Annotated in this window: 14 protein-coding genes, 1 tRNA gene and 3 pseudogenes; 7 read left to right on the forward strand and 11 right to left on the reverse strand. The window is 54.6% G+C overall.

Features of this window, described 5'->3' with window-relative positions; all coding sequences use genetic code 11:
- Positions 1-11 precede the first annotated feature (11 nt).
- Entirely contained in the window at positions 12-872 is an 861-nt protein-coding gene (locus tag O6P33_RS10310; RefSeq protein WP_269817697.1) for a PA4780 family RIO1-like protein kinase, read from the forward strand.
- Positions 873-949: 77 nt separating this feature from the next.
- Here O6P33_RS10310 and O6P33_RS10315 read toward each other — a convergent pair.
- Positions 950-1,265, reverse strand: a pseudogene (locus O6P33_RS10315) (addiction module antidote protein).
- Between O6P33_RS10315 and O6P33_RS10320 the strand changes: the two are divergent.
- Genes O6P33_RS10320 through O6P33_RS10330 form a run of 3 tightly spaced genes read left to right on the forward strand, consistent with a single transcriptional unit; the run spans position 1,247 to position 2,527 of the window.
- A complete protein-coding gene (locus O6P33_RS10320) occupies positions 1,247-1,579 on the forward strand; it encodes a tyrosine-type recombinase/integrase (protein WP_269817698.1) in 333 nt (110 codons plus the stop codon). The pseudogene O6P33_RS10315 and the gene O6P33_RS10320 sit on opposite strands and share 19 nt — an antisense overlap.
- Before the next feature lie 29 nt (positions 1,580-1,608).
- Positions 1,609-2,343, forward strand: coding sequence for a zeta toxin family protein (locus tag O6P33_RS10325; protein WP_269817699.1), 735 nt, complete (start codon positions 1,609-1,611; stop codon positions 2,341-2,343).
- Between the two features lie 4 nt (positions 2,344-2,347).
- Positions 2,348-2,527 carry a hypothetical protein gene (locus tag O6P33_RS10330; RefSeq protein ID WP_269817700.1) on the forward strand — a complete coding sequence of 60 codons (180 nt, stop codon included), beginning with the start codon at positions 2,348-2,350 and terminating at the stop codon, positions 2,525-2,527.
- A gap of 44 nt (positions 2,528-2,571) precedes the next feature.
- Here the strand turns inward: O6P33_RS10330 and O6P33_RS10335 are convergent, their stop codons facing one another.
- From O6P33_RS10335 to O6P33_RS10355, 5 genes are all read right to left on the reverse strand, one after another.
- The gene (locus O6P33_RS10335; protein WP_269817701.1) at positions 2,572-2,844 is read right to left on the reverse strand and encodes an IS66 family transposase; all 273 of its coding nucleotides are present in this window, start codon (positions 2,842-2,844) and stop codon (positions 2,572-2,574) included.
- Entirely contained in the window at positions 2,771-3,151 is a 381-nt protein-coding gene (gene tnpB / locus O6P33_RS10340) for an IS66 family insertion sequence element accessory protein TnpB (protein WP_269817702.1), read from the reverse strand. The genes O6P33_RS10335 and tnpB overlap by 74 nt, the downstream gene beginning before the upstream one ends.
- A gap of 317 nt (positions 3,152-3,468) precedes the next feature.
- Positions 3,469-4,023 (reverse strand): ImmA/IrrE family metallo-endopeptidase, encoded by a 555-nt coding sequence (locus tag O6P33_RS10345; RefSeq protein WP_269817703.1) that lies wholly within the window; start codon positions 4,021-4,023, stop codon positions 3,469-3,471.
- A gap of 29 nt (positions 4,024-4,052) precedes the next feature.
- A complete protein-coding gene (locus tag O6P33_RS10350; RefSeq protein WP_269817704.1) occupies positions 4,053-4,604 on the reverse strand; it encodes a hypothetical protein in 552 nt (183 codons plus the stop codon).
- Positions 4,605-4,822: 218 nt separating this feature from the next.
- A tRNA-Leu gene (locus O6P33_RS10355) sits at positions 4,823-4,909 on the reverse strand.
- 267 nt (positions 4,910-5,176) lie between these two features.
- Between O6P33_RS10355 and O6P33_RS10360 the strand changes: the two genes are divergently transcribed.
- A protein-coding gene (locus O6P33_RS10360; protein ID WP_269817705.1) for an IS3 family transposase occupies positions 5,177-6,330 on the forward strand; the annotation gives its coding sequence in 2 pieces (ribosomal slippage) (positions 5,177-5,426 and positions 5,426-6,330; 1,155 coding nt in all).
- Positions 6,331-6,669: 339 nt separating this feature from the next.
- Here O6P33_RS10360 and O6P33_RS10365 read toward each other — a convergent pair.
- Positions 6,670-6,972: a type II toxin-antitoxin system RelE/ParE family toxin gene (locus O6P33_RS10365; RefSeq protein WP_269817706.1), complete on the reverse strand. Its 303-nt coding sequence runs from the start codon at positions 6,970-6,972 to the stop codon at positions 6,670-6,672.
- A complete protein-coding gene (locus tag O6P33_RS10370; RefSeq protein ID WP_269817707.1) occupies positions 6,972-7,232 on the reverse strand; it encodes a type II toxin-antitoxin system Phd/YefM family antitoxin in 261 nt (86 codons plus the stop codon). Before O6P33_RS10370 ends, O6P33_RS10365 begins: the two co-directional genes overlap by 1 nt.
- A 303-nt stretch (positions 7,233-7,535) precedes the next feature.
- On the opposite strand from O6P33_RS10370, the pseudogene tnpA reads away from it, so the two are divergent.
- A pseudogene (tnpA, locus tag O6P33_RS13230) lies at positions 7,536-7,823 on the forward strand (IS66-like element accessory protein TnpA); the annotation flags it as partial.
- A gap of 48 nt (positions 7,824-7,871) precedes the next feature.
- Here the strand turns inward: tnpA and O6P33_RS10375 are convergent.
- Both O6P33_RS10375 and O6P33_RS10380 read right to left on the reverse strand, forming a co-directional pair.
- Positions 7,872-8,168: pseudogene (locus O6P33_RS10375) on the reverse strand (isocitrate lyase/phosphoenolpyruvate mutase family protein); the annotation flags it as partial.
- Entirely contained in the window at positions 8,128-8,328 is a 201-nt protein-coding gene (locus O6P33_RS10380) for an alpha/beta fold hydrolase (RefSeq protein WP_269817708.1), read from the reverse strand. The pseudogene O6P33_RS10375 and the gene O6P33_RS10380, both read right to left, overlap by 41 nt.
- A gap of 140 nt (positions 8,329-8,468) precedes the next feature.
- Between O6P33_RS10380 and O6P33_RS10385 the strand changes: the two genes are divergently transcribed.
- Entirely contained in the window at positions 8,469-9,023 is a 555-nt protein-coding gene (locus O6P33_RS10385) for a DUF2780 domain-containing protein (RefSeq protein WP_269817709.1), read from the forward strand.
- Positions 9,024-9,203: 180 nt separating this feature from the next.
- On the opposite strand, the gene O6P33_RS10390 is transcribed toward O6P33_RS10385, so the two are convergent.
- Positions 9,204-23,531, reverse strand: a complete 14,328-nt coding sequence (locus tag O6P33_RS10390) for a DUF5801 repeats-in-toxin domain-containing protein (protein WP_269817710.1) — start codon at positions 23,529-23,531, stop codon at positions 9,204-9,206.
- Between the last annotated feature and the right edge of the window lie 13 nt (positions 23,532-23,544).

The raw sequence follows: 23,544 nt of genomic DNA on the forward strand, positions 1-23,544 counted from the left end.
TTGGGAGCCCTATGAAAACCCCTGCACGTTTGATCCCTCTAGTTGAGGACGGTCTGATTGACGAGGTACTGCGCCCCCTGATGAATGGTAAAGAAGCTGCGGTGTATGTAGTGCGCAGCGGTGATGATATTCGTTGCGCTAAAGTCTACAAAGACATGGACAAACGCAGCTTTAAAAAAGCCGCGCTGTACCGTGAAGGCCGTAAAAGCGGCAACAGTCGCCGTTCGCGCGCCATGGAAAAAGGCTCTAAGTTTGGTCGTGAACAAGCCGAAGAAGCTTGGCAAAATGCCGAAGTGGATGCCCTGTACCGCCTTGCTGCTGCCGGCATTCGCGTACCACAACCGTATGGATGCTTTGACGGCGTGCTGTTAATGGAGCTGGTTACCCTGCCTGACGGCCAAGTTGCACCGCGCTTGAATGACGTCAGCCTCGAACCGGAACAAGCGCGCAAAGATCACGCCACCCTAATGGAAGCGGTCAAGCGCATGCTCTACAGCGGCCTGATCCACGGTGACTTATCTGAGTTTAATGTGCTGGTCGATGAAAACGGCCCAGTAATCATTGACCTGCCACAAGCCGTCGATGCCGCCGCCAATAACAATGCCTTTTTTATGCTGCACCGTGATGTCAGTAATATTTCCAACTATTACTCACAGTTCGCCCCAGAGCTACGCGACACCCGCTACAGCGCAGAAATGTGGAGCCTGTATAAAGAAGGCCGACTGGAAATGGATACCGTGCTCACCGGCGAATTTGCCGAGCCCGACACCCCAGCCGATATCGACTCAGTGATGGCCGATATTCAAGCGGTACTCAACGAAGAACGCGATCGCGTGGCGCGGTTGAATGCTGAAGATTTTGAAGATTTCTAGGGACTGGGAGCGCGGGCCGCTGGCCCGCAGAAGCAGAAGCAGAAGCAGAAGCATATCGGAAAGAATTTCAGCTCTATTTACTCAATGTGTGCTTTCAGCTCTATATTCAGCGCCTGAATGACCTTGAGCACAGTGCTTAGCACCTACAGAAAAAGACTTATAAAGACTCTCGCGGCTCAGCCCAGCATCATGGGGAATTTTTGCCATACCTTGCGCCTTAGCAATATAACCAATCGCACGAAGTAACTCGTCGCTATCTCCATCGGCTAAGATTTGTGACAAATATTCTGCAATAGCTTCATCGCTATCTAAAATATCTGCTAAGTGAAATTCTGTCGTTAACGTGGGATCGAGTACACCTAAATCAGCGCTACGTGCACCTCGATGAAACAAAAAACGGGCACTCTCGTGACATAGCACTCACCACTCGTGCAGTTGAACTATTAAAGGTTATGCAGCGCACCAGCAACCAGCACTGCGTATTCCGGCTGGTATCAGGTACAGCAGATACGTTATTTCGAAAAGCACGAGATAAGGTAGGCATCAGCGACTTACATTTTCACGACACACGCCATGAAGCAACAACTAGGCTTGCTCGCAAGCTAGATGTTCTTGATTTAGCGCGCATGACTGGGCACAAAGACACGCGCTCGCTGATGATTGATTACAATGCAACTGCTACAGAACTAGCATCACGCTTAGACTAAAATTAGCAGACTCTTATCAACACTTACTGATGAACGATGCGATGCACACAAAAGCCGAACAGCTAATAACAAACAACGCCATAGCTTATGCTAGGAAAACGAAAAAACCGTTCGCCAAATTGGAAACTAACAAAGAGATCTTTGCTAGTGAAAAAGCCCCTATCACGATATTAATGGCTGGCTCTCCTGGAGCAGGAAAAACAGAAACAGCCCAAGAAATGCTACGCATAATCGGTAAAGCGATTCATATCGATCCTGATCGCTACCGAGATCATTTCGAAGACTACACAGGGGGGAATGCTTACCTTTTTCAAGGCGCAACCTCAATACTGGTAGAAAAAGTCGTAGATTACGCTCTAAAAAACAGACAAAGCTTCATACTTGATGGCACCTTGACCAAGTACGAGATAGCTAGGCAAAATATTCTGAGAGCCCTTGGAAAGGATCGCAAAGTAATAATTTTGTACGTTTACCAAGACCCTGTCGTTGCGTGGGACTTCGTAAAAGCTCGCGAAAAAACCGAAGGTCGCCGCATACACTTAGAAACCTTTGTAAAGCAATATTTTGAAGCACGTGACGTGGTTAACAGACTAAAGGCAGAGTTTAAAAGCCAGGTTCAGCTTGAGATTTTAATAAAAAATGTAGCTTCGGGCGCCAATAAAAAGTCTATGCACAGGTACATTAACGGCGCAACATCTATTGATTCGCACATCCCAGAGCAGTACACTTGCGATCAGCTCAAAGAGCTAATAACCGAGGAATAGCAAAATGATGAACCGTCTGCTTAGTAGAGATGCAAAAACTGTCGATACTGATTTCTCTAACTTTTTCAATAACGCCAAATCAGCTGAACGTAAAAAAGTGTTTGAAAAAGTACTAACTGGCGCATGCCGCCGGCAAGAAAGGGTTTTAGCAGAGAACTCTCGAAGTGCGCACGCATACCAATAAATACAATTAAAGCCTCTTAATCGGGGCTTTTTTGTTTCTGCAATTCAATACAGCTCTGAACCTGCACCGCGCTCGCAGTAGCCTTCCAGGTATGGCCATTGGTTTAAGGTGTAGTCGATGGCTTTTCTCAGTGCGCCACCTTGCATCACTTTGCCAGCGTTTTTCTCAAGCCATTGTTTAAACTTGTTGAGTACTGGCAGGCTGATTTCTTGCCGTGCCTTTAAACGCTCTTCATCGGTTTTGTCAGCTATGTTGCTCTCTACGCGATAGAGAGTGCAGTTTTTTATGGCCTTTAAACAGGCTGATATCGTAGCCATCCAACAGCCAATTTATTTGCTCACCTGTTAAGGCCAGCAACTCATCAGCAGGCTTGGGCCACTTAAACTTTTCCTCGGCCATAGCCTTGTAATACATGACAAAACCGTTGTCTTCCCACATCACGCACTTGATTTTATTACGCTGGCGATTGGTAAAGGCATACAGCGCACCACTGAACGGATTGTGGCCAAGTTCTTGCTCAACCAGCAAAGCCAAGCCATTGGCTTGCTTCCTAAAATCCACCGGCGCACGGTACAGATAAATTTCCGGCATCTGCTTGGCTGGCCGTAAATAACGCACCTTCATTACAACTGCCGCAGTATCGCCACAGCGACATCCAAGTTGCCCGCGGTAATGCCTGACAGGCGCATACCGCCGGGAAAATGCAATGCAAGCCCGTTAATGGCCATTGACAACTAAGCGTTGGTTTGCAGGCGAAGTCATCACCTGGGCGCGGCACAACCGCAGCAAGCTACCAACTGGCAGAGCTCGAACAGTCAAAAAAGCGGCTTAATTGATTTTCTACAGCAGTCAATTCAAGCCTCCTATTTTGCAACTAACATTATAAAAAAAGCCGCTCTAAATTGAGCGGCCCACTGCTTATCTTTTTTGGAGTTAGCGCTCTAGGTGAGCGCGCGGAGTTTTTTAAGACGGTACTCCATTGAGACTCTAGAAACCTCAAAAGCACGAGCCATTCTATCAATAAACTCTTCTTTGCTGGCCATGCCATCTGAGTCTTTTTTTAGCGTAGCGATAATTTTCAGCCCTTCAGGAACAATAGTTTTTTCTGGCATCAATAGCGCAGCAGCGAAACTATTAGCCTCAGACTCATAACGATCCCAGTATGATTCGCTACGACTCATTGTCTTTCTTGAGTCCACAAAACCGTCTTTTGCCTCTTTATGCAGGCAAAAATGCCCTATCTCATGAGCCAAAGTAAAACGTCTTCTGGGCTCGTAGGTGTTTTCAGCTGGGTTAATACGAACAACACCTCGCCCATCTTTAAAGCATATTTGACCTATTACACCCTTCTCTTGCAGTGAGAGATCATCTAACACCTGAATACTCAAGTATTTAGTTATCAAATCTAAATCAACAGGAAGTGTTATTTCATCGGTATAAACGCGCTCAAGCAACTCGTGCGCACTTTCTTCTGGCGAATTAAATTTTTTACTCATATAAACCTCCATTTTTGAGCAAGAGCATATTAACTGTTAAAGAATCCATTCAATTGCTCTGCCTCTTGCTGCGCCTCTCCAGCTTGCTGGGCTAGGCGTTCGCTTTTTCGTTCAGCTGCCGCGCTACGCTCACGAACGACCTGTTCGACCTTATCACCCATTTGCGCTTCTATATGCCGCAGAACATCAGGATTAGTCAAAAGCTGATTAATAAGTTCAATGCCTACCTGCTCATCCTTTGACAGCTTAACGCCAATATCATTCAGCGCCTGCCTCTCATGCTCCCCTTTAGAAAGAGCGAGCTGCTGTGTAATCACGTAGCCTAAAGCCGCCATAATTACAGTAACACCTACAAAAAAAAGCGTTGTGAAGATAATGTATGTGTTTGCGATAGAAAAAGCATCTGCTACTTCAGTTACCTGCGCTCCAACATACCGCGACAGAAATAGTGGTGCAAAAACACCCCCTGTAAATCCCATCACTAAAATCGCCAAATACTTAAAGATTGTTTTTACGAAGCTTATGCTCGCTCTCTTGGCTTTTAAACTCACTTTGTCAACATTCCAAGCGGTCTTAGTCACGGCAACAAACTCCCTATCTTTCAATTACCAACCGATCAAAAGAAAACAGCTAGCAACCTTACTAAAATCCATTCAAATTTCTAGCAATCAATATGCTGCCAGAAATATCATTACGCCAAATTCACGCCAAAAGGCTTTAGAGAACTTTCTTCAAGGCAAGAAAAAGCCCGCATATAGCGGGCTCTAGCCATAAACACTGGCGGCGTGCTTATTATGTATGGTGCCCGGAGCCGGAATCGAACCGGCACGGTGTTACCACCGAGGGATTTTAAGTCCCTTGCGTCTACCTATTCCGCCATCCGGGCGGTAGAAGCGTGACTGGGTTTTGCTTAGTGTGTCTCCCAATCGAGGGCGCTAATATAGGTGATCTTTTCGGTAAGTGCAAGCCCTTATTGAAGTTTTTCTTTAAAAAGGACTTTTACTGGTTAAAAATTAGTTAGTGTAATTTTACTCCTATATAAATTGAATTGCTGATACAACGCTGGACGCTCAAATGCATCCAACGCTTGATAAGGCCTGACTAACCCCGACACTTTTTATGGTAAAAGATGAACAACCATAAGGGGTTAAACATGAGCAAAGGCTACCGTTATTCAGATGAGTTTAAGCAAGAAGCTGTCAACCAAGTGACCGTCCATGGTTATGCTGTTGTAGACGTTGCTACGCGCTTAGGCATCAGTGATAAGACGCTGTACAACTGGATTAAGATCTTTTCCAAACCGGTTAAAAAACGACTGGAAGATAATGATTTACAGACTGAAATCGCCCGTTTAAAGCGCGAACTGAAGCGTGTTGAGCAAGAGCGCAACATCTTAAAGGAAGCCGCCGTGTTCTTTGCCAGCGAGTCAAAGAACGGTACGCGTTCATAAAATCTCGTCGCCACCGTTATCCTGTGCGCTTGCTTTGCAAAGTGATGCGTGTTCATCACAGCAGCTATTACGCTTGGGTTAAAGCGCCAGAGAGTAAGCGTTACAAGGATGATCAGCGCTTATTGCCTCTGGTTAAACACTATTGGCTGGCAAGCGGTGGACACTATGGCTATCGCAACATCCATCTTGATCTTGCTGAGGCTGGTATCAAATGTGGGCGCGATCGAACACTGAGATTAATGCGATTGGCGCAGATTTGTGCGCAACGCGGCTATAAAAGACCTAAAGGTTATTATAGTGGTAAGCCTGATATCACAGCGCCCAACACGCTCGACCGTGCTTTTAATGTGTCTGCACCAAACCAGTGGTGGGTCAGCGATATCACCTACATTCACACCCAAGAAGGCTTCTTGTTCTTAGCGGTAGTCATGGACTTGTTCGCACGCAGCATTGTTGGCTGGTCGATGTCTGATCGGATGACTGACACTCTGGTTCAAGATGCTTTAATGACTGCTTACTGGCGTCGTAAACCAGAAGGCACTGTGCGACTGCATTCGGATCAAGGCTCTCAATACAGCAGCCGTGATTTTAGGACGTTGCTCAGCTCACTTAATATGGAAGCCAGCATGAGCCGCAGAGGCAATTGTTGGGATAATACAGTTGCTGAAAGCTTCTTTGGCAACCTTAAAAAAGAAAAAATACGCCGCCATAAGTACAAAACACGGGAAGAAGCAAAGCGGGCTATATTTCATTACATCGAGATGTTTTACAATCCAAAACGCAGGCACACGCACAATCAGCGGGTGTCACCAATGAACTATGAAAAGCAGTATTTTATGAATCAAAAAAGTGTCTGAGAAACTCAGGCCTTATCACTCGGCTACAGCAATGAAACAGTTACACCCCACGGTTTCAGGGCGACAGCCCGCACACTGCTGGACGAGGTATTACGTTATCGGGTTGAGCTGATTGAGCACCAGCTTGCACACTCCGTGAAGGACGCCAACGGGCGTGCCTATAATAGAACCAGTTTCATCGATGACCGGACAGAGATGATGCAAGCCTGGGCCGACTACCTTGATAAACTCCGTCGTGGTTCTCGGGTGTTGTCCCCACCAGAGAGCACATAGGCTTATTATCGCTACGTATCGGCTCCGGCGCTGTGATCCTGAGCCGATACCCCAGCCAGAAAGCGTCTAACGCCCCTGCAGATGCCCTTCTGGCACCATCCGCTGGTGCAGCACCGCAAATACCACCGCAATGTCGTTTTCTACCCGGTAATACAGCATGTGACTGCCATACGGAAAACTGACCACCCCATCACCCACATCCGGCCTGTCCAGCCCCTGACTGGGAAACTCGACCAACAGCTTGATAGTGTCCCGCATGCCTTCCAGATACTTCCTGGACTGTTCCTGCCCCCAAGTATCCGCCGTTACACGGTGGGTAGCCTTCAGGTCCTGCTGTGCATCACGGGTTAATCGAAATCCGAGAGCCATCAGTCATCGCTTTCCTGCAATAACTGGTCAAAGAACTCCCCACCATCAACCGTCTCACCAGCGTTAATCTGGTCTCTGGCGCGCTCTGCCCTCAGCTGTAGCAGCTCCAGCTTCAACTCTTCATTGCTGACAAAATCCTCGGCAGCAACCAACACCGCCACCGGCTTGCCGTGCTTGCTGATGTGTACCGGCTCTCGCTGGGCTTTCAGCAGTATTTCACCAAACCGGGCCTTTGCTTCGTTTGCTGTCAACAAATGCATAGCCGTAGTCTCCCATTAAAACCCCAGCCTTATAAAATCACGCGTTTCGCATATTTCGCACGTTTCGAATGAAGCGTGCGTATCATCCAGAGTTTAGCACAACCTATGTGACCTGGTGCATCCAGCTCGGTACACCGTATCACTACGGACTCAGAGCAATCCGGAGGCAGGCTCCGAGAACACAGCACGCAAGTTTGAAAGCGTTGTGGAATTAGCCTACCGTAACCGTCCGGTTATCCCATCTTGAGCGTAGCGCCGACACCGTCAGGATAGTGTCCACTTATTTTCTAGTGGACACTATCGATGGACTCCTTAAGCCTAATCACTCCTAAGCGCACACGCCGCCGTTTTTCTCCTGAATTCAAAACCAACATCGTTGCTCAGTGCCGACAGCCGGGCGTCTCTGTGGCCCGTATTGCTCTGGATAATGATCTCAATGCCAACCTGGTCAGGCGCTGGGTCAGCCAAGCACGGGAAGTCAGGGCAACACCGGGGTTCATGCCAATCAGCCTACCCGCTATCGTTGCGCAGCCGGCCAACAGAGCAACCACGAATACAGGCAACACCATCCGCATCGAGATACCCCGTGCCGGTGGTGCAGTTGTTGTGGAGTGGCCCGCAGAGCAAGCTCATCAGTGTGCCGCGCTGTTCACGCAGGCTGTCATAGGTGGCCTTGATCGCGGCAAAGTAGGCAGCGTGGCCATTGACCACAATGCGCACACCCAGCTTGGCCAGCCGTGCATCATCCTGCAGCTGCGGGTTGCCGTAGGTGACCAGCATCAGCGGCACCTGCAGGCCCTCGGCAATCGACTCAAGATGGGCAAAGTCCTTTACGCCGACCAGGCAGATGGCATCGGCGCCCGCGTCCTGATAAGCGCGGGTACGCTGGATCACCTCAGTCAGTGATTGCGCCCCGGCGTGGGTCCTGCCAGTCAGCACACAGCTGCCGGGCCAGCTGATCCCAGACCCGGGCATGCTCCAACCCGCCGTGCAGCAGAATCAGCAAGGGCGCATCAACATTGCCCCAGTCCAGATAATGCAGGCGCAGGCCGCGGGAGTGGTAGAAACGACTCTGTGGCCCATGAGTGTGTGACATGACATTGCTCTCCCTATCTGAACCCGACTCTCAGAACCCCTGTAACGAAATCCCGCATCAATACAGATCGGTTACACTCGTCCCGACCACGGAGCAACATCCTGCCCCGGCCTGTGCCGACCCGCAACGAGAATATGAACATGATCAAGACGAACCTCAGTATTACTCTGGCCCTTGCCCTCGGCCTGAGCGCCGTTACCGGCAGCGCCCATGCCTTCAGCCTCGGCGACGCCGCCAAGCTGACCTCAGCCGTTGTTGCCCCCGACTCCGCCGCAGGCCAGACCGCCGAGCTGATGAACCGTTTGACGGATCTCAACGTCAGCTCTGAACAGGCCGTAGGCGGCACCAGCGCATTGCTGAATCTGGCCAAGAACCAGCTGCCCAGCACGGATTACAGCCAGTTGCTGAGCAGCGTACCGGCACTGGCAAATTTGAGCGGCAACGGCTCGGATAGCACCGCCGGAGCCATCGGTGGTCTGCTGGGCAAATCCAACCCGCTGGCCAAACAACCCGCGCAGGCCGCCGGTATCCAGAGCATGACCGACGTTGCCGCGCAATTCTCCAACCTGGGCATGGACAGCGGCATGGTCAGCCAATTCGCCCCGGTGCTGCTGCAGTTCATTGGCAACCAGGGCGTGGGCCAGCCGCTGCTGGGTACATTGACCAGTCTGTGGACAGGACAGCCTGCTGGTTGAGCCGTTGGGGTCGGCGAGCGCCGCTCGCCGACAAGCCCTCCGCAGCCCGGGGGCTGTAGGCGTGGCGCAGGGCGCTGCACTCCCAGACGGGAACGGCGCATATAAAAAACCCCATTGACGGGAGTGGCCGCCAATGGGGTTTAAGTGGTGTTCCCCACGCCAGGCGCGGGAAGGATTTGCTTATTCGATCAGGGTAGTCTGCACCTCCACCTTCACCTCAGTGCCACCGTGCGTAGCGGTATAGATGGTGAGATCACCATTAACCTCTCCTGTTCCCCAACCTGCTCCGAGCGTTACCGAATCCTCTGCATCACCAAGGAGTTTCAGCAAGTTCTTGTCATCGGTCATGTTGAGTACATCTTCCACACTGATAGCGGTGATCGTATTCACCCCTGACGCCACACCGCTCATGTCAATGACTTCAATGTTGCTCAGTTGACTGAAATTATCGCTGCCAAGGTTGTCGCCGAAGCGTAGCTGCACGGTATCCTCACCACCCAGGCCATTGATCGGGCTGCCTTCCCACAGGAAGAGGTCGGCTCCGGCTGTTGGCAGGGTAGCATCGACGTTAATGTCCATTGTCCCGGTTGCCGGGTCAGACTGATCACCCACCTGATTGCCATCAGCACCCACCTCATAGGTCCAGGCATTGATACTGATCTGCGGGCTGCCCGTGGTGCTGCCATGCATAAACTGGAGATTATCCAGCTCATGCTGGGTCAGCCCGGTGATGGTCCAGGTACCGCTCTCATAAGTCGCACGCCCATCCGCAATCAGATCAGCCGCGCCGGTATAGAACAGTACCTTCTGCGCATCAGGGAAGCCACTCAGTTCCAGCGTAGTACGTTCGGTGTGTGCATCATCGCCTGCACCTGCAGCAGGCCGCGGATCCTTCATGTGAACGTTGAGGTTCAGCGCAATCCTGTCTCCAGCCACGCCAAAGCTCAACGTAGGGTTCAGCGTAAGGCCATCCGCCTGCGGCGTCACCGTCAGGTCGAACAGAACCTCGCTCGGGCTGGGCGCCAGGTCTGCATGACCGCTGCGCACGGTCAGCTTGAGGTCCTCCAGCGTCCCGCTCCAGTGCTTCGGCGGCAGGATGGCAATGCCGTCCGGTAACTCGCCGCCGCTGACCGGCAGCACCCAGGTGCCGTCACCGGCGTTATTAGCCAATACGCTATCGCCGCTGCCATTCTGATAATACACCGTGAAGCCATCCGGCAGGCCGCTGATGAAAGCAGAGTCGATGGTTTCAGCGGGATCCAGCAGACCCGCATTGGCGAACTGCAATTCGATCGCCTTGCTCGGGTCTGCACTTGCGCTGTGCTCATTACCACTGGCGGTGATCTCCGCCTCATAGCCGCTGTTGGTCTGATCAATAACCAGCGCCCCGGTACCCGTGGACACCTTGCTGCTGCCATCATTTTCCGTATGTTCAACCACCACCGTCACAGCCAGGCTGCCTGTCTGGTGTGGCTGGCCGGCATCCGGGACAAACTTCAGGCCCGCCAGTTCCTCAGGCGATACGGCATAGAGTTTGCCACCGGTTGGCGTGCCCGCCGGAGCAGTACCGACAAATTCCGTCAACGGCGTACCCGCCGCATCCGTCAACTGCCCTGCCAGATCACCCTCTGCAATGTGGATATAGACCAGATCATTGTCGATAACCCAGCTAGCAGCGCCGCTGCCACCCAGATCACCATCAACGGTGTTGCCCGGCAAGGTGATGACCAGCGGAATATCCTCGCCCTCACCCACGCCGCCGGTGCTGACGCCGATGTTCAATGCATCGGTCACTGGAGCAATATCGACTTCGATATCTGCCCGATCTTCGCGGCTGACACCCTGGGTCTGGACCGAGGCTGTGATATCCAGCACCAGCGGGCCGTCGAGGTTGTTGCGGTTGGCATCGTCCGGCGCCTTGACCGTTATATTGTCCAGCAGGTCCTGCAGCGCAGCATTCGGGTCAACACCAGTACTCACCGTGGTGGTTACCGTCCACAGCAGCACCGGCTCATCGTTCTCCATCACCAGCGTCGGTGTCAGGCCCTCGATCTCGACACCATCACCCGGGCTGGTACGGACGGTGACGGTCAGTTCATAGGGATCGCCGGTATTCGGGCCACCGGCAACAGTCCCTGCTACCACATCGCCCAGGGTAAAGGAGCTATCTTCACTCTGCTCAATCTCGGTTGGAGCCAGACTGACCTCGGGCAGGTCAATAGCATCACCATCACCATCCTCATAGCGCAGTGTCCAGGTGATTTCAGCCAGCTCCTGATTGTTAGCGGGTGCCTGGCCGACAGCGCCCTGATCCCGGCTGTACGCGGTGATGGTAATCTCGGACTCAAAATCAGTGGCATACGGCCCGATCACCAGAGTCAGTGTTTGCGCCAGGTTCGCGCTGCCATCCCAGTACTCACCTGCCGGCAACAGCCAGCCGCCACCAACCTGGGTTGCGCCTTGCACACTGACACCGCCCGGCAGCCCGGAAATCAAGATATGGGTCAGCCGCTCACTGCCATCGACATCCGCTTCGTTGCCGGCATTACTGTCTGCCAACTGACTGATATCCAGCGTGATACCAACCGTACCGGCACCGTTCTTGGTGATGACACCGTCAACGCTGGTAACAACATCAATACCCGTCGCCCCCGCCAGCTCCATATCGATCTTATCGGTATAGGGCACAAAGTTCAGAGTGTGCTCCACGTTCTGCCAATCAGAACTGGTATCCGCAGGCAAACTACCGTCGGTAGACGGATCAGTCACCTTGTACTCGATGTCCAGTTTGACACTGCCACTGAAGTTCGCCGGACCTTTGACATAGACGCTGGGCGCGCCGCTGGTGCCCGCATTGCTGATGGTGTAATAACCACCACTGGCCACCAACGGGGTACTACCTGCGGCATCGGCATACAAGGTGACGCCCGCAGGCAGGTCGCCCTCGGCAATCCGCACGGTGCTGATGTACTCATCAGGATCAGCGCCAACTGGCGCCAGTTGCAGCTCACCGACGGTGTCTTCCACCAGGTTGGAGCTGATGCTCAGGGTCGCCTCCGCTACCGGCTTGACTGTGAACTCGACATTACGCTCGTCAAAGAATTTTTCAGCCTTGTTGTCATTTTCGGTGACCACCGGCTGGGCGGTGAACTCCAATGTGCCACTCCAGTGCTGGGGCGTCAGGATCTTGATGTTGCCGCTATCAAGGTCAGCCTTGGTTACGACCCAAACGCGGGTATCGCCCTCACCGCTGATCACCGCACCGGCGCCGATCAACTCGAAACCTTCCGCCAGATTGCTGATGCGCAAAGTGATGGTTTCCGAACCATCCGGCCCAGCACCGTTGACACCAGGCTCCCCCGAATCCAGAGATGTAATCAGGTCTTTCAGGCCAACCTCTAGCTGGCCGCCACTCTGGTCGCCGCCATCCTCGATGTATTCCCCTGCAACAACCGTCATGATCGGCGTATTCGGCACACCCAGCACCTCCACCTCGACCGGCAGGGTATGAGTCAGCGCCGGCGTCGCCTCCGAGCCCCGGCTGACCAGCGTCTGCTCAACGCCACTGGCATCGGTGTAGATCAGGGTATCCACCGAATCGGCAGTAACGCTCAACTGGATAGTCTCGTTACTGCTCTTCGGCGGCGTCAGTACCGGCTGATCATTCTCATCAAAGTCCCTGATAACCAGCACATAGCCGCCACCGGCCGTCTGGTACATACCGGTCGGCTGGCTGTGGTCAGCAGGGTCATGAGCAGGCAGCGACGAGTCCGTTGTATAGGACACGCCGTCATAGACAATCTGCGCACCCTCGGGAATACCGGCAATGGACACATCGAAGCTGGTATTCACATCCGTACGATTGGAGCTGGTGGACGGCCGCAGATTCAGTGTTACAGCGGTGTCTTCAGTGGTGCTGGGGTTGGCATCCACCTTCAGCGTCACCCGGTCCGCGCTCGGGTGAATGATCAGATTGGTCAACCAGGCCTGACCAGAGTCCTGGATGTCGGTTGTGCCATCGTCATCCTCATCACGGTCAACCGTGCGCGCATTGACTTCGATCTTGACCACGCCGAACCAGTCCGTCGGCCCCTGGAAAACCACGGAATCCAGATACTGCATGGGAATCGCCACCGGTTCGCCGGTAAACGTCAGAGTATGCGTGGTCGTGCCATCAGAGTAGCTGAAGGTGCTGCCGACCAATGCGTCACCGACAGCAGCTCCAGCTTGGGCATCATTATCTGTTGCATAGGGCGTCAGCAGGGCAAAAGTATCTTCGTTGCGGGCAGCACTGGTGTCTTGCGACCAATCCCCCGCTCCATCGCGTACCCAGGTGCCATCTTCGTTGGACCAACCCGCGCTGAGCAGGAATCCGGTGTCTGTACCCAGGCTGAATGGCTGATCTTCCATGCCGGTGGTGCTGTACACGTGGTCGGGATTGATGGTGACGTCCTCGTCGTTCGCCCCATCGGTATCGCTATCGGTTCGTTCACCCACCGGAGTGACGGTGATGGTGACCGTGTGCGGTGTCTCTACCGGATCACTGGTTACGGGCGACCCGCCAACCGTCTGACTGTCGACCGTGGTGACCTTGATTTCCCAGCCAGTCGCATCAAGGCTACTGTGGGCAGGCGGCGTGACTTCGAACTGTGCAAGCACCTCCTCGCGCTGCGCTTGTTTCAGGACATCCCCATCCGCTGAATCGTCATTGAAGGTAATGATGTAAGGATCGGAAGTAGTACCGGCTCCGCTGATGCTCCAGCTACTATTTTCAACACTTGGCTGCTGAGTCAGCATCCAATCACCGTTCGCATCGCTCGGCAGACTGAACTTGACCCGGGTGATAACCTCGCCCCCCGTGGTATCACGGCTGCCATCGGTCACGCTGATGCCGGACAGGAAGGCGACCGGGTTATCTTCCGCAATGATATGATTGCTGCTTTCATTGACGTCACCCGCCATCGGGTTGACATGCAAGTTGAGGGTTATCTCATCCGCTACCAGACCTGGGTTATGAGAACTGTCGCCATCGCTATCCTGCGCAGCCAGAATGACCTTGATACCAGACAGGTCACCACTGAAGTCTTTCGGTGGCTGGATGCTCACGTTGGGCAGGTTAGCTAGCGTGCCCGGCATTTCAATCGCCGGTACTTGCTCCCCATCGTAACTGAAGGTCGGAACACCCGGCTGGCCTATGATGTAGGAAGTCCCGCCAACAGTGACAATTGTGCCATCAGGCAGGCCATCAAAGCCCAGGTAGCGGGTTTCACTACCGTCCATATCCTGGAATACACCCGGCTTCAGAATATCGGTCAGATTAAACGAGGTATCTTCATCAAGGGTGATATCAGCTGTCTTATTATCTGACACTACAATCGTCACACCAGTCTGGCCTTCACCCTCCTGCACTTCCAGAGAGACCGGATCGGTTACCGCCAGCACATCCACTGTGATGGTTTGCGTGCTTTCGGCACCATTGGTACCAACCACTGCGCTGTCAAGTAGCGGGACGCCACTGTCATCCACCTCGTAACTGCTGACGCTGACGATCACCTCGAAGTTTTCATGGCGATCTTCTGCCGGTGCCGCCTGGATGCTTTCGTATTCGGCGCGGGTCAGGTAGTTGACGTTGTCCGTCGGCAAGCTACCGCTGTGGTGCAGGTCGGTATCTAGCGTGGTGGTGCCGGATGTTTCGACGATAATGATGGTATAGCCGCCGGCGCTATTGGGCGTCAGCGTTTGTTCCGTACCTGCTACATCAAGTGTATAGACCAGTTCGGGGGTAGCCAGCAGCGTGCCTGACGGATTCACCGTGAGGGTGATCGCGCCCAGGCGCTCAGGGTGGTCCCCTTCGGTGCTGCCATCCCCCGTATCGAAGTCGCCGTTCCGATCAAGATCATCGGTGATCACCGGCGTATTCAGGCCCAGCGCTACAGCCGTATCTTCCGGCGTCTCTATCTTGATGGCTGACACATTCGGATCAGCACTGTCTTCATGCGGCAGATTCGGTGCATCTGCCGCAGGCGTAACAGTCACTTCAACGGTAAAGGTCTTGGTTTCGTTATCGGTCACCGTGGTGTAGGTGAAGGTATCCTTGCCACTGTAGTTTGCGGCCGGCAGGTAAGTGATGGTGCCGTTCGGGTTGACTATGGCGGTACCGTATTGAGGCCCGTCACTGCCAGTGCCGATAGTGGTATTGCCGGGATTACCCGCTCCATCCGGGCCGATCGCATCTGCGTTGGTATTAAAGGTGTTTCCGTCAGCAACGGCTGTCGAATCCTCATCCACGGTGACCGACTTGATCTGTTGGTCGTCGGGAGCATCGTCCATGACTCTGATATCGAAACCGGTTTTGACATAATCACCGTCGCTATCCGTCACACGGATATGCTGGAAGCTGAGGAGCAGATCGTCGATGGAAGCACCGCTACCGTCCGGGTGATCCAGAGCATCGTGCAGGATGAAGCTGTAGCCGGGGTTACCTGTCGGGTCGGTAATCTCAATACTGAAAATCCGGTCAGCTTCATCACGACCCGTTCCACGGTAAGCTGTCAGGGTATGGCCACCACCCGTGACAACGTACTCCAGATCAGTGCTGCCTGAAGCCAGGCCCAGCCCTTCCAGGGCTGCCACGGTAGAGTCGCTCGAACCATCGGTAAACTGAACATTACCGGCACCATCAGCACCAAAATTGACATTGAGATTACCAGACACGCTGATCTCAGCAGGGTCTTTCACATCAGCACTACCCAGCGCCAGATGAGCCTCGTCCACCGTGCCACCGGTTGGGGCGGCCGTGATCTGCGGGCCAGCATCCCGGAATACAAACTTGTCACCAATATTGATGATGTCAGTATCCGAGGCCGTATCCCCATCGCCGTCCGTGACACTAGCCGTACCGGTCAGAGTGACCAATTCGACAACCAGCGATTGTGTGTCACTCTCATAGCCACTGGAATCTGAAGTGCTGTGATCTATTGCACCCGTCTGGGTCAGGGTAACCTCACCTGCTGCATTAACGCTGATATTGAATATGCTGTTGGATGCATCAACATCATCCAAAGTAGCGGCGGTGGAGCCGACAACCTCACCGTTGACCAGATACAGGTTGATCGTTGAACCACCACTGGTCAGGCCGGAAGGGCCTTCGGCAGTACCCAGGGCATAGGCCCAACTGACAGTCCCGGCGCCGTCCGCTCCGTAGTTCTCGACAAGCGTGAAAGCCCCGGTAAAGGATGTGCTGGTACTGTCACCAGCTCCTACGGCCAATGCATCGCGAGTTTCAAGCGTATCGATAGTCGTGGCGTCGCCAACAACCTCGGGAGATGGACCGTCATCCAGGAACACCAGATTATCGCCCAGCTCAATCTGAGCCTGCTCGCTGTCGCCATCACCATCGGTCACGGTCGCTATCAGCGTCAGCGCATCTTCCGCGATCAACAGCGCATCATCCGGGTCGCTGGCATCCGGGTGGCTCAGCGCGCGCACCTGGGTCAGGGTCACTTCACCATCGGCGTTGACGCTGACGGTAAAGGCCAGCTCATCACCGGTCTCGGTGCGGCCTTCCACCTCACCAGCGGCATTCACCGACAGCACGATGGCTTCGCCAGTCAGGGTGTCGCTCAGGCCTGTGCCAATGGTCGGGTCTACCTCAAGGGTATAAACCACCGTGGCGCCGTCTGCGCCCTCGGTCACCATAAAGGCACCGGAGAAGTCCACGGTGCTCGCCGTACCCAGGGTGGTTTCATCCACGGTCAGGGACGGGATGCTGCCGCTGTCGATGATGCTCGGGCCGTCATCCAGGAATACCAGGTTGTCGCCCAGGCTGATCTGCGCCTGCTCGCTGTCGCCATCACCATCGGTCACGGTCGCTATCAGCGTCAGCGCATCTTCCGCGATCGACAGCGCATCATCCGGGTCGCTGGCATCCGGGTGGCTCAGCGCGCGCACCTGGGTCAGGGTCACTTCACCATCGGCGTTGACGCTGACGGTAAAGGCCAGCTCATCACCGGTCTCGGTGCGTCCTTCCACTTCGCCAGCGGCATTCACCGACAGCACGATGGCTTCGCCAGTCAGGGTGTCGCTCAGGCCTGTGCCAATGGCCGGGTCTACCTCAAGGGTATAAACCACCGTGGCGCCGTCTGCGCCCTCGGTCACCGTAAAGGCACCGGAGAAGTCCACGGTCGCCGGGGTGTTCAGGTTGGTTTCATCCACCGTCAGCGTCGGTACGCTGCCGTCGTCGATGATGCCCGGGCCGTCATCCAGGAATACCAGGTTGTCGCCCAGGCTGATCTGCGCCTGCTCGCTGTCGCCATCACCATCGGTCACGGTCGCTATCAGCGTTAGCGCATCTTCCGCGATCGACAGCGCATCATCCGGGTCGCTGGCATCCGGGTGGCTCAGCGCGCGCACCTGGGTCAGGGTCACTTCACCATCGGCGTTGACGCTGACGGTAAAGGCCAGCTCATCACCGGTCTCGGTGCGTCCTTCCACTTCGCCAGCGGCATTCACCGACAGCACGATGGCTTCGCCAGTCAGGGTGTCGCTCAGGCCTGTGCCAATGGCCGGGTCTACCTCAAGGGTATAAACCACCGTGGCGCCGTCTGCGCCCTCGGTCACCGTAAAGGCACCGGAGAAGTCCACGGTCGCCGGGGTGTTCAGGTTGGTTTCATCCACCGTCAGCGTCGGTACGCTGCCGTCGTCGATGATGCCCGGGCCGTCATCCAGGAATACCAGGTTGTCGCCCAGGCTGATCTGCGCCTGCTCGCTGTCGCCATCACCATCGGTCACGGTCGCTATCAGCGTCAGCGCATCTTCCGCGATCGACAGCGCATCATCCGGGTCGGTGGCATCCGGGTGGTTCAGCGCGCGCACTTGGGTCAGGGTCACTTCGCCGTCGGCGTTGACGCTGACGGTAAAGGCCAGTTCACCACCGGTCTCGGTGCGTCCTTCTACTTCGCCAGCGGCATTGACCGACAGCACGATGGCTTCGCCAGTCAGGGTGTCGCTCAGGCCCGTGGCAATGCTGCTGTCCACCACCAGGTTGTACTCAACAGTGGCGCCATCGGCACCTTCGGTCACCGTGAAGGCACCGGAGAAGTCCACAGTGCTCGCCGTACCCAGGGTGGTTTCATCCACGGTCAGGGACGGGATGCTGCCGCTGTCGATGATGCCCGGGCCGTCATCCAGGAATACCAGGTTATCGCCCAGCTCAATCTGCGCCTGCTCGCTGTCGCCATCACCATCGGTCACGGTCGCTATCAGCATCAGCGCATCTTCCGCGATCGACAGCGCATCATCCGGGTCGGTGGCATCCGGGTGGTTCAGCGCGCGCACTTGGGTCAGGGTCACTTCGCCGTCGGCGTTGACGCTGACGGTAAAGGCCAGTTCACCACCGGTCTCGGTGCGTCCTTCTACTTCGCCAGCGGCATTGACCGACAGCACGATGGCTTCGCCAGTCAGGGTGTCGCTCAGGCCCGTGGCAATGCTGCTGTCCACCACCAGGTTGTACTCAACAGTGGCGCCATCGGCACCTTCGGTCACCGTGAAGGCACCGGAGAAGTCCACAGTGCTCGCCGTACCCAGGGTGGTTTCATCCACGGTCAGGGACGGGATGCTGCCGCTGTCGATGATGCCCGGGCCGTCATCCAGGAATACCAGGTTATCGCCCAGCTCAATCTGCGCCTGCTCGCTGTCGCCATCACCATCGGTCACGGTCGCTATCAGCATCAGCGCATCTTCCGCGATCGACAGCGCATCATCCGGGTCGGTGGCATCCGGGTGGTTCAGCGCGCGCACTTGGGTCAGGGTCACTTCGCCGTCGGCGTTGACGCTGACGGTAAAGGCCAGTTCACCACCGGTCTCGGTGCGTCCTTCTACTTCGCCAGCGGCATTGACCGACAGCACGATGGCTTCGCCAGTCAGGGTGTCGCTCAGGCCCGTGGCAATGCTGCTGTCCACCACCAGGTTGTACTCAACAGTGGCGCCATCGGCACCTTCGGTCACCGTGAAGGCACCGGAGAAGTCCACAGTGCTCGCCGTACCCAGGGTGGTTTCATCCACGGTCAGGGACGGGATGCTGCCGCTGTCGATGATGCCCGGGCCGTCATCCAGGAATACCAGGTTATCGCCCAGCTCAATCTGCGCCTGCTCGCTGTCGCCATCACCATCGGTCACGGTCGCTATCAGCATCAGCGCATCTTCCGCGATCGACAGCGCATCATCCGGGTCGGTGGCATCCGGGTGGTTCAGCGCGCGCACTTGGGTCAGGGTCACTTCGCCGTCGGCGTTGACGCTGACGGTAAAGGCCAGTTCACCACCGGTCTCGGTGCGTCCTTCTACTTCGCCAGCGGCATTGACCGACAGCACGATGGCTTCGCCAGTCAGGGTGTCGCTCAGGCCCGTGGCAATGCTGCTGTCCACCACCAGGTTGTACTCAACAGTGGCGCCATCGGCACCTTCGGTCACCGTGAAGGCACCGGAGAAGTCCACAGTGCTCGCCGTACCCAGGGTGGTTTCATCCACGGTCAGGGACGGGATGCTGCCGCTGTCGATGATGCCCGGGCCGTCATCCAGGAATACCAGGTTATCGCCCAGCTCAATCTGCGCCTGCTCGCTGTCGCCATCACCATCGGTCACGGTCGCTATCAGCATCAGCGCATCTTCCGCGATCGACAGCGCATCATCCGGGTCGGTGGCATCCGGGTGGTTCAGCGCGCGCACTTGGGTCAGGGTCACTTCGCCGTCGGCGTTGACGCTGACGGTAAAGGCCAGTTCACCACCGGTCTCGGTGCGTCCTTCTACTTCGCCAGCGGCATTGACCGACAGCACGATGGCTTCGCCAGTCAGGGTGTCGCTCAGGCCCGTGGCAATGCTGCTGTCCACCACCAGGTTGTACTCAACAGTGGCGCCATCGGCACCTTCGGTCACCGTGAAGGCACCGGAGAAGTCCACAGTGCTCGCCGTACCCAGGGTGGTTTCATCCACGGTCAGGGACGGGATGCTGCCGCTGTCAGTAATAGCCGGCACATCATCAATGATGTTGATGATCAAGTTACCCGACCCAGTGCCTCGGCCCTGGTCGGTCACTTCGAGGGGTATGGTCTCCGTGCTGTTCAGCCCCAAATCAGTTGGCCCAGCCGGTGTATCCTGGGGTGTTTCCAGTTCATAACTGAAATTCAGTTCGCCTGCAGTAGGTACCCCACCAACATCGGCTGTAGGAGTAAAACCGGTCAGGGTCAGCTTGCCGGCAGGTGTGTCGATCTCGATATAAGTAGCCGGATCGCTCGGATCCAGATTCTCCAGCTCCGCCAAAGTGACATCAATACCGCCTACCTTGATGCTGGCCAACCCATCAGCTGCTGTGATGGTCACACTGCCGTCAGTGATATGGCTGCTGTCGGTACCGGTCAAACCACGCTCATACACGGTGGCATGGCCAATGGTGGTTATATCGCTCGGATCATCCGGGTCGTTGCCATCCACCGGCACGATGGTCGGTGGATTATCAGTATTGCCATTGATGGTGATGGTCAGGGTGGCATTATCGCTGTCGCCGTCCCCATCGGTGAGGGTGTAGGTGAACACCTCGTTCAGTGTTTCATCATCCTTCAGGGCGTTGACGTTGGGGTTGTTATCATCCAACTGATAACTGTAAGAGCCGTCCGGCTGGATCGTCAGGGTGCCGTACTGGCCTTCGATCACCAAGCCACCGCCAACGTTGCTGGAAGAGTTGCCCGTTACGTTGTTACTGGTAATGGCCGTGACCCTTGCGTCTGTATCTGCGCCGAACCGGTCTGCAACATCGGTTGTTGCTACGCCACTACCACCAAGAACGTTACCCGTGGTCGGCACACCGGAGTCTTCATCAACAGCGTTGGTATCGTTCCGGGCCTCGGGAACATCATCAATGATATTGATAATCAGCGTGCCATCAGCTTCATCGCCACCTTTGTCCGTAACTACCAACGGGACCTTGTCGAGTTGGTTCTCACGATTATCCGGGCTGCTGTTATCAATGGCTTCGTCGAGCGTGTACTGATATCGCAGCTCTCCCAGGGTCGGTACACCACCCACATCGGTGCTGCTATCAAAGCCAGTGATGATCAGGGTGCCATATTCAGTAGAAATGGTGATATGGGTGGTCGGATCAGCCGGGTTCAGGCCCAGTAGAGTCTCGAGGTCAATGGGTGTCCCGCCAACACTGATACTATCCAGCCCATCCGGGGTGCTGATGGTGATGCTGCCGGTATTGATGTGGCTGCTGTCTTCACCGGTCAGGCCACGCTCATGAACAGTAGTGTGGCCGATGGTGATGAGTTCTGCCGGGTTGTCAGGATTGTTGCCATCGACCGGGGTAATGGCCGGTTCGCCATCAGTTACACCATCAATGGTGATGGTCAGGGTCGCCGTGTCGGTTCCCCCCTCGCCATCGGAGATGGTGTAGGTGAAGGTATCGGTGATGGTCTCGCCATCTTTCAGGGCCGTGATCCGGGGATCGTTGGGGTCAGGCGTATAGGTGTAGCTGCCGTCGGGGTTCAGGGTCAGGGTGCCATATTCGCCTTTAACAGGCGAGCTTATATCTGCATCAGGATCTGTTGCAGGAGTGCCTGGAGCAACGCCAATGACGGTCAGCGTATCGCCGTCTGGGTCGCTGTCTTTGGCTGCGCCCGGATCGCTGGAGCCTTCGCCGGTCAGTACGTTACCGGTGGCTGCGGGGCCATCCTCACCGACGCGGTTGTCGTCATTTTCTGCCTTTGGTGCTGGGTTTTCTACCGTCCAGATAAAATCGTGCTCACTACTATTGCCCGCAGGATCAGTTACGGTAATAGTGACCTTGTAATCGCCTTTCGTTCCGGTATTACCACCTTGGCTGGCAGAGCTGTCAATTTTACCGCTGATAATGCCCGTCTTCGGATCAATTTCCAGACCTGTTGGCAAGTTAGTCGCCTGATAGGTTAGGTCTTTACCGCTAAACACGTCATTAAATTCTTTACTCAAATCAAGAGTAATGTCATCGGCATCCGCATCGTTTTGCGGGTTCAGTGAGCCAACCAGTTCAGGTGGCAAGTTATCCACTGGCTTGGTATCACTATCCTTACTGCTGTTGCCGGCTGGATCGGTAATAGTAGCTTCGACCGTAACGGTCTTATCGCCCGGCGCAACCGGCACCTCAATAGGCACACCATTGTTGATGTCGTCTTGCGTCACAGGACGCTCAAGCAATACATCACCATTAGGTGTGGTGACTTTAAGAATATCGCCTTCTTTCACCGTCTCTGGATTTAAAGTAACTGTTCCAGGCACTTTGCCATTGGTGATTTCAGTTTCATTATAGATACCATCATCACCATAGCCTTCCAGCTCCACCTTTAGTGTGGGAGTGATGTTATCCACTGGCTTTTCATCACGACCTGTACCTGTATTACCTTCTGGATTGGTAATAGCGGCCTCAACAATGACGGTTTTATCTCCTGGCGCAACCGGTACTTCTATGGGCACACCCTTGTTGATGTCATCTTGGGTAACTGGGCGCTCTAGCAGCACATCACCATTGGGTGTAGTGACTTTAAGAATATCGCCTTCTTTAACGGTGTTTGGATCAAGGGTGATTTTAGCCGGCACCTTGCCATTAACAATTTCTGACTCATTGTAAACGCCATCATCACCTGCACCTTCCAGCTCAACGTCTACTTTTGGTAACTCAGTGAGTACCTCATACGGCCGCTCAGTATCCGCCGTAATTGTATCGCCGGTTGGGGTTTTGCTAGTCACTGTGGCTTCTACAGTTTTGTCTTGCACCAGTTCACTACCGGGAATGTCCACATTCCAAGTTTTACCATCAGGGTTGACTGTGGTTTCGTAGGTTTTACCGTTAACCGTGACTGTCACCTTATCATCGGGCTTAACATCGCCACCGACGGTTCCAGTTACGGTGATGTCGCGCTGTGCTTCAGCAGCGTTAATGATGTCATCGTCAGCAATCACGTCAATGGCAATACTGACACTGTACTGGACATTACTACCATGCTCGCGATAGCTCACATGCTCTTTCCAACGATCACCTTCAAAGTCACGCTCAGGCAAGACCATGCCTAAGGGCTTGATAATTTCCTGAATGCGCGCAACGGTCAGCGGGGTAAAGCCGTCGGACTCGATAATTTCATGAATACGTACTAACTGGACAAAACGGTGTCCTTCTGACTCCAGCGTATCATCAACGGTGATTGCGCTTGAGGTATCTTCCTTGGCGCTATTAATGGGCGTTAACGGCTGGCTCAGCTCAGCTTTTTTTGCCAATTGTGCAACATCCACAGGCGCATCTTGCTCGCCCACTAAGGTCAGTACTTGATTGTCGGCAAACTGCAAATCAATTTGCGCACCTTCTGCTGTAACAACCATTTCATTGGCAGAAATGGTATCACCGACTTGTAACTCTCGACGCGACCCATCCAGTGCGACAGCCCATGCTTGACCTTGAAGGGAAACAACAGTGATTAAATTATCCATAACAACCTCTTCT

Source organism: Denitrificimonas caeni (assembly GCF_027498055.1).
Classification (GTDB): domain Bacteria; phylum Pseudomonadota; class Gammaproteobacteria; order Pseudomonadales; family Pseudomonadaceae; genus Denitrificimonas.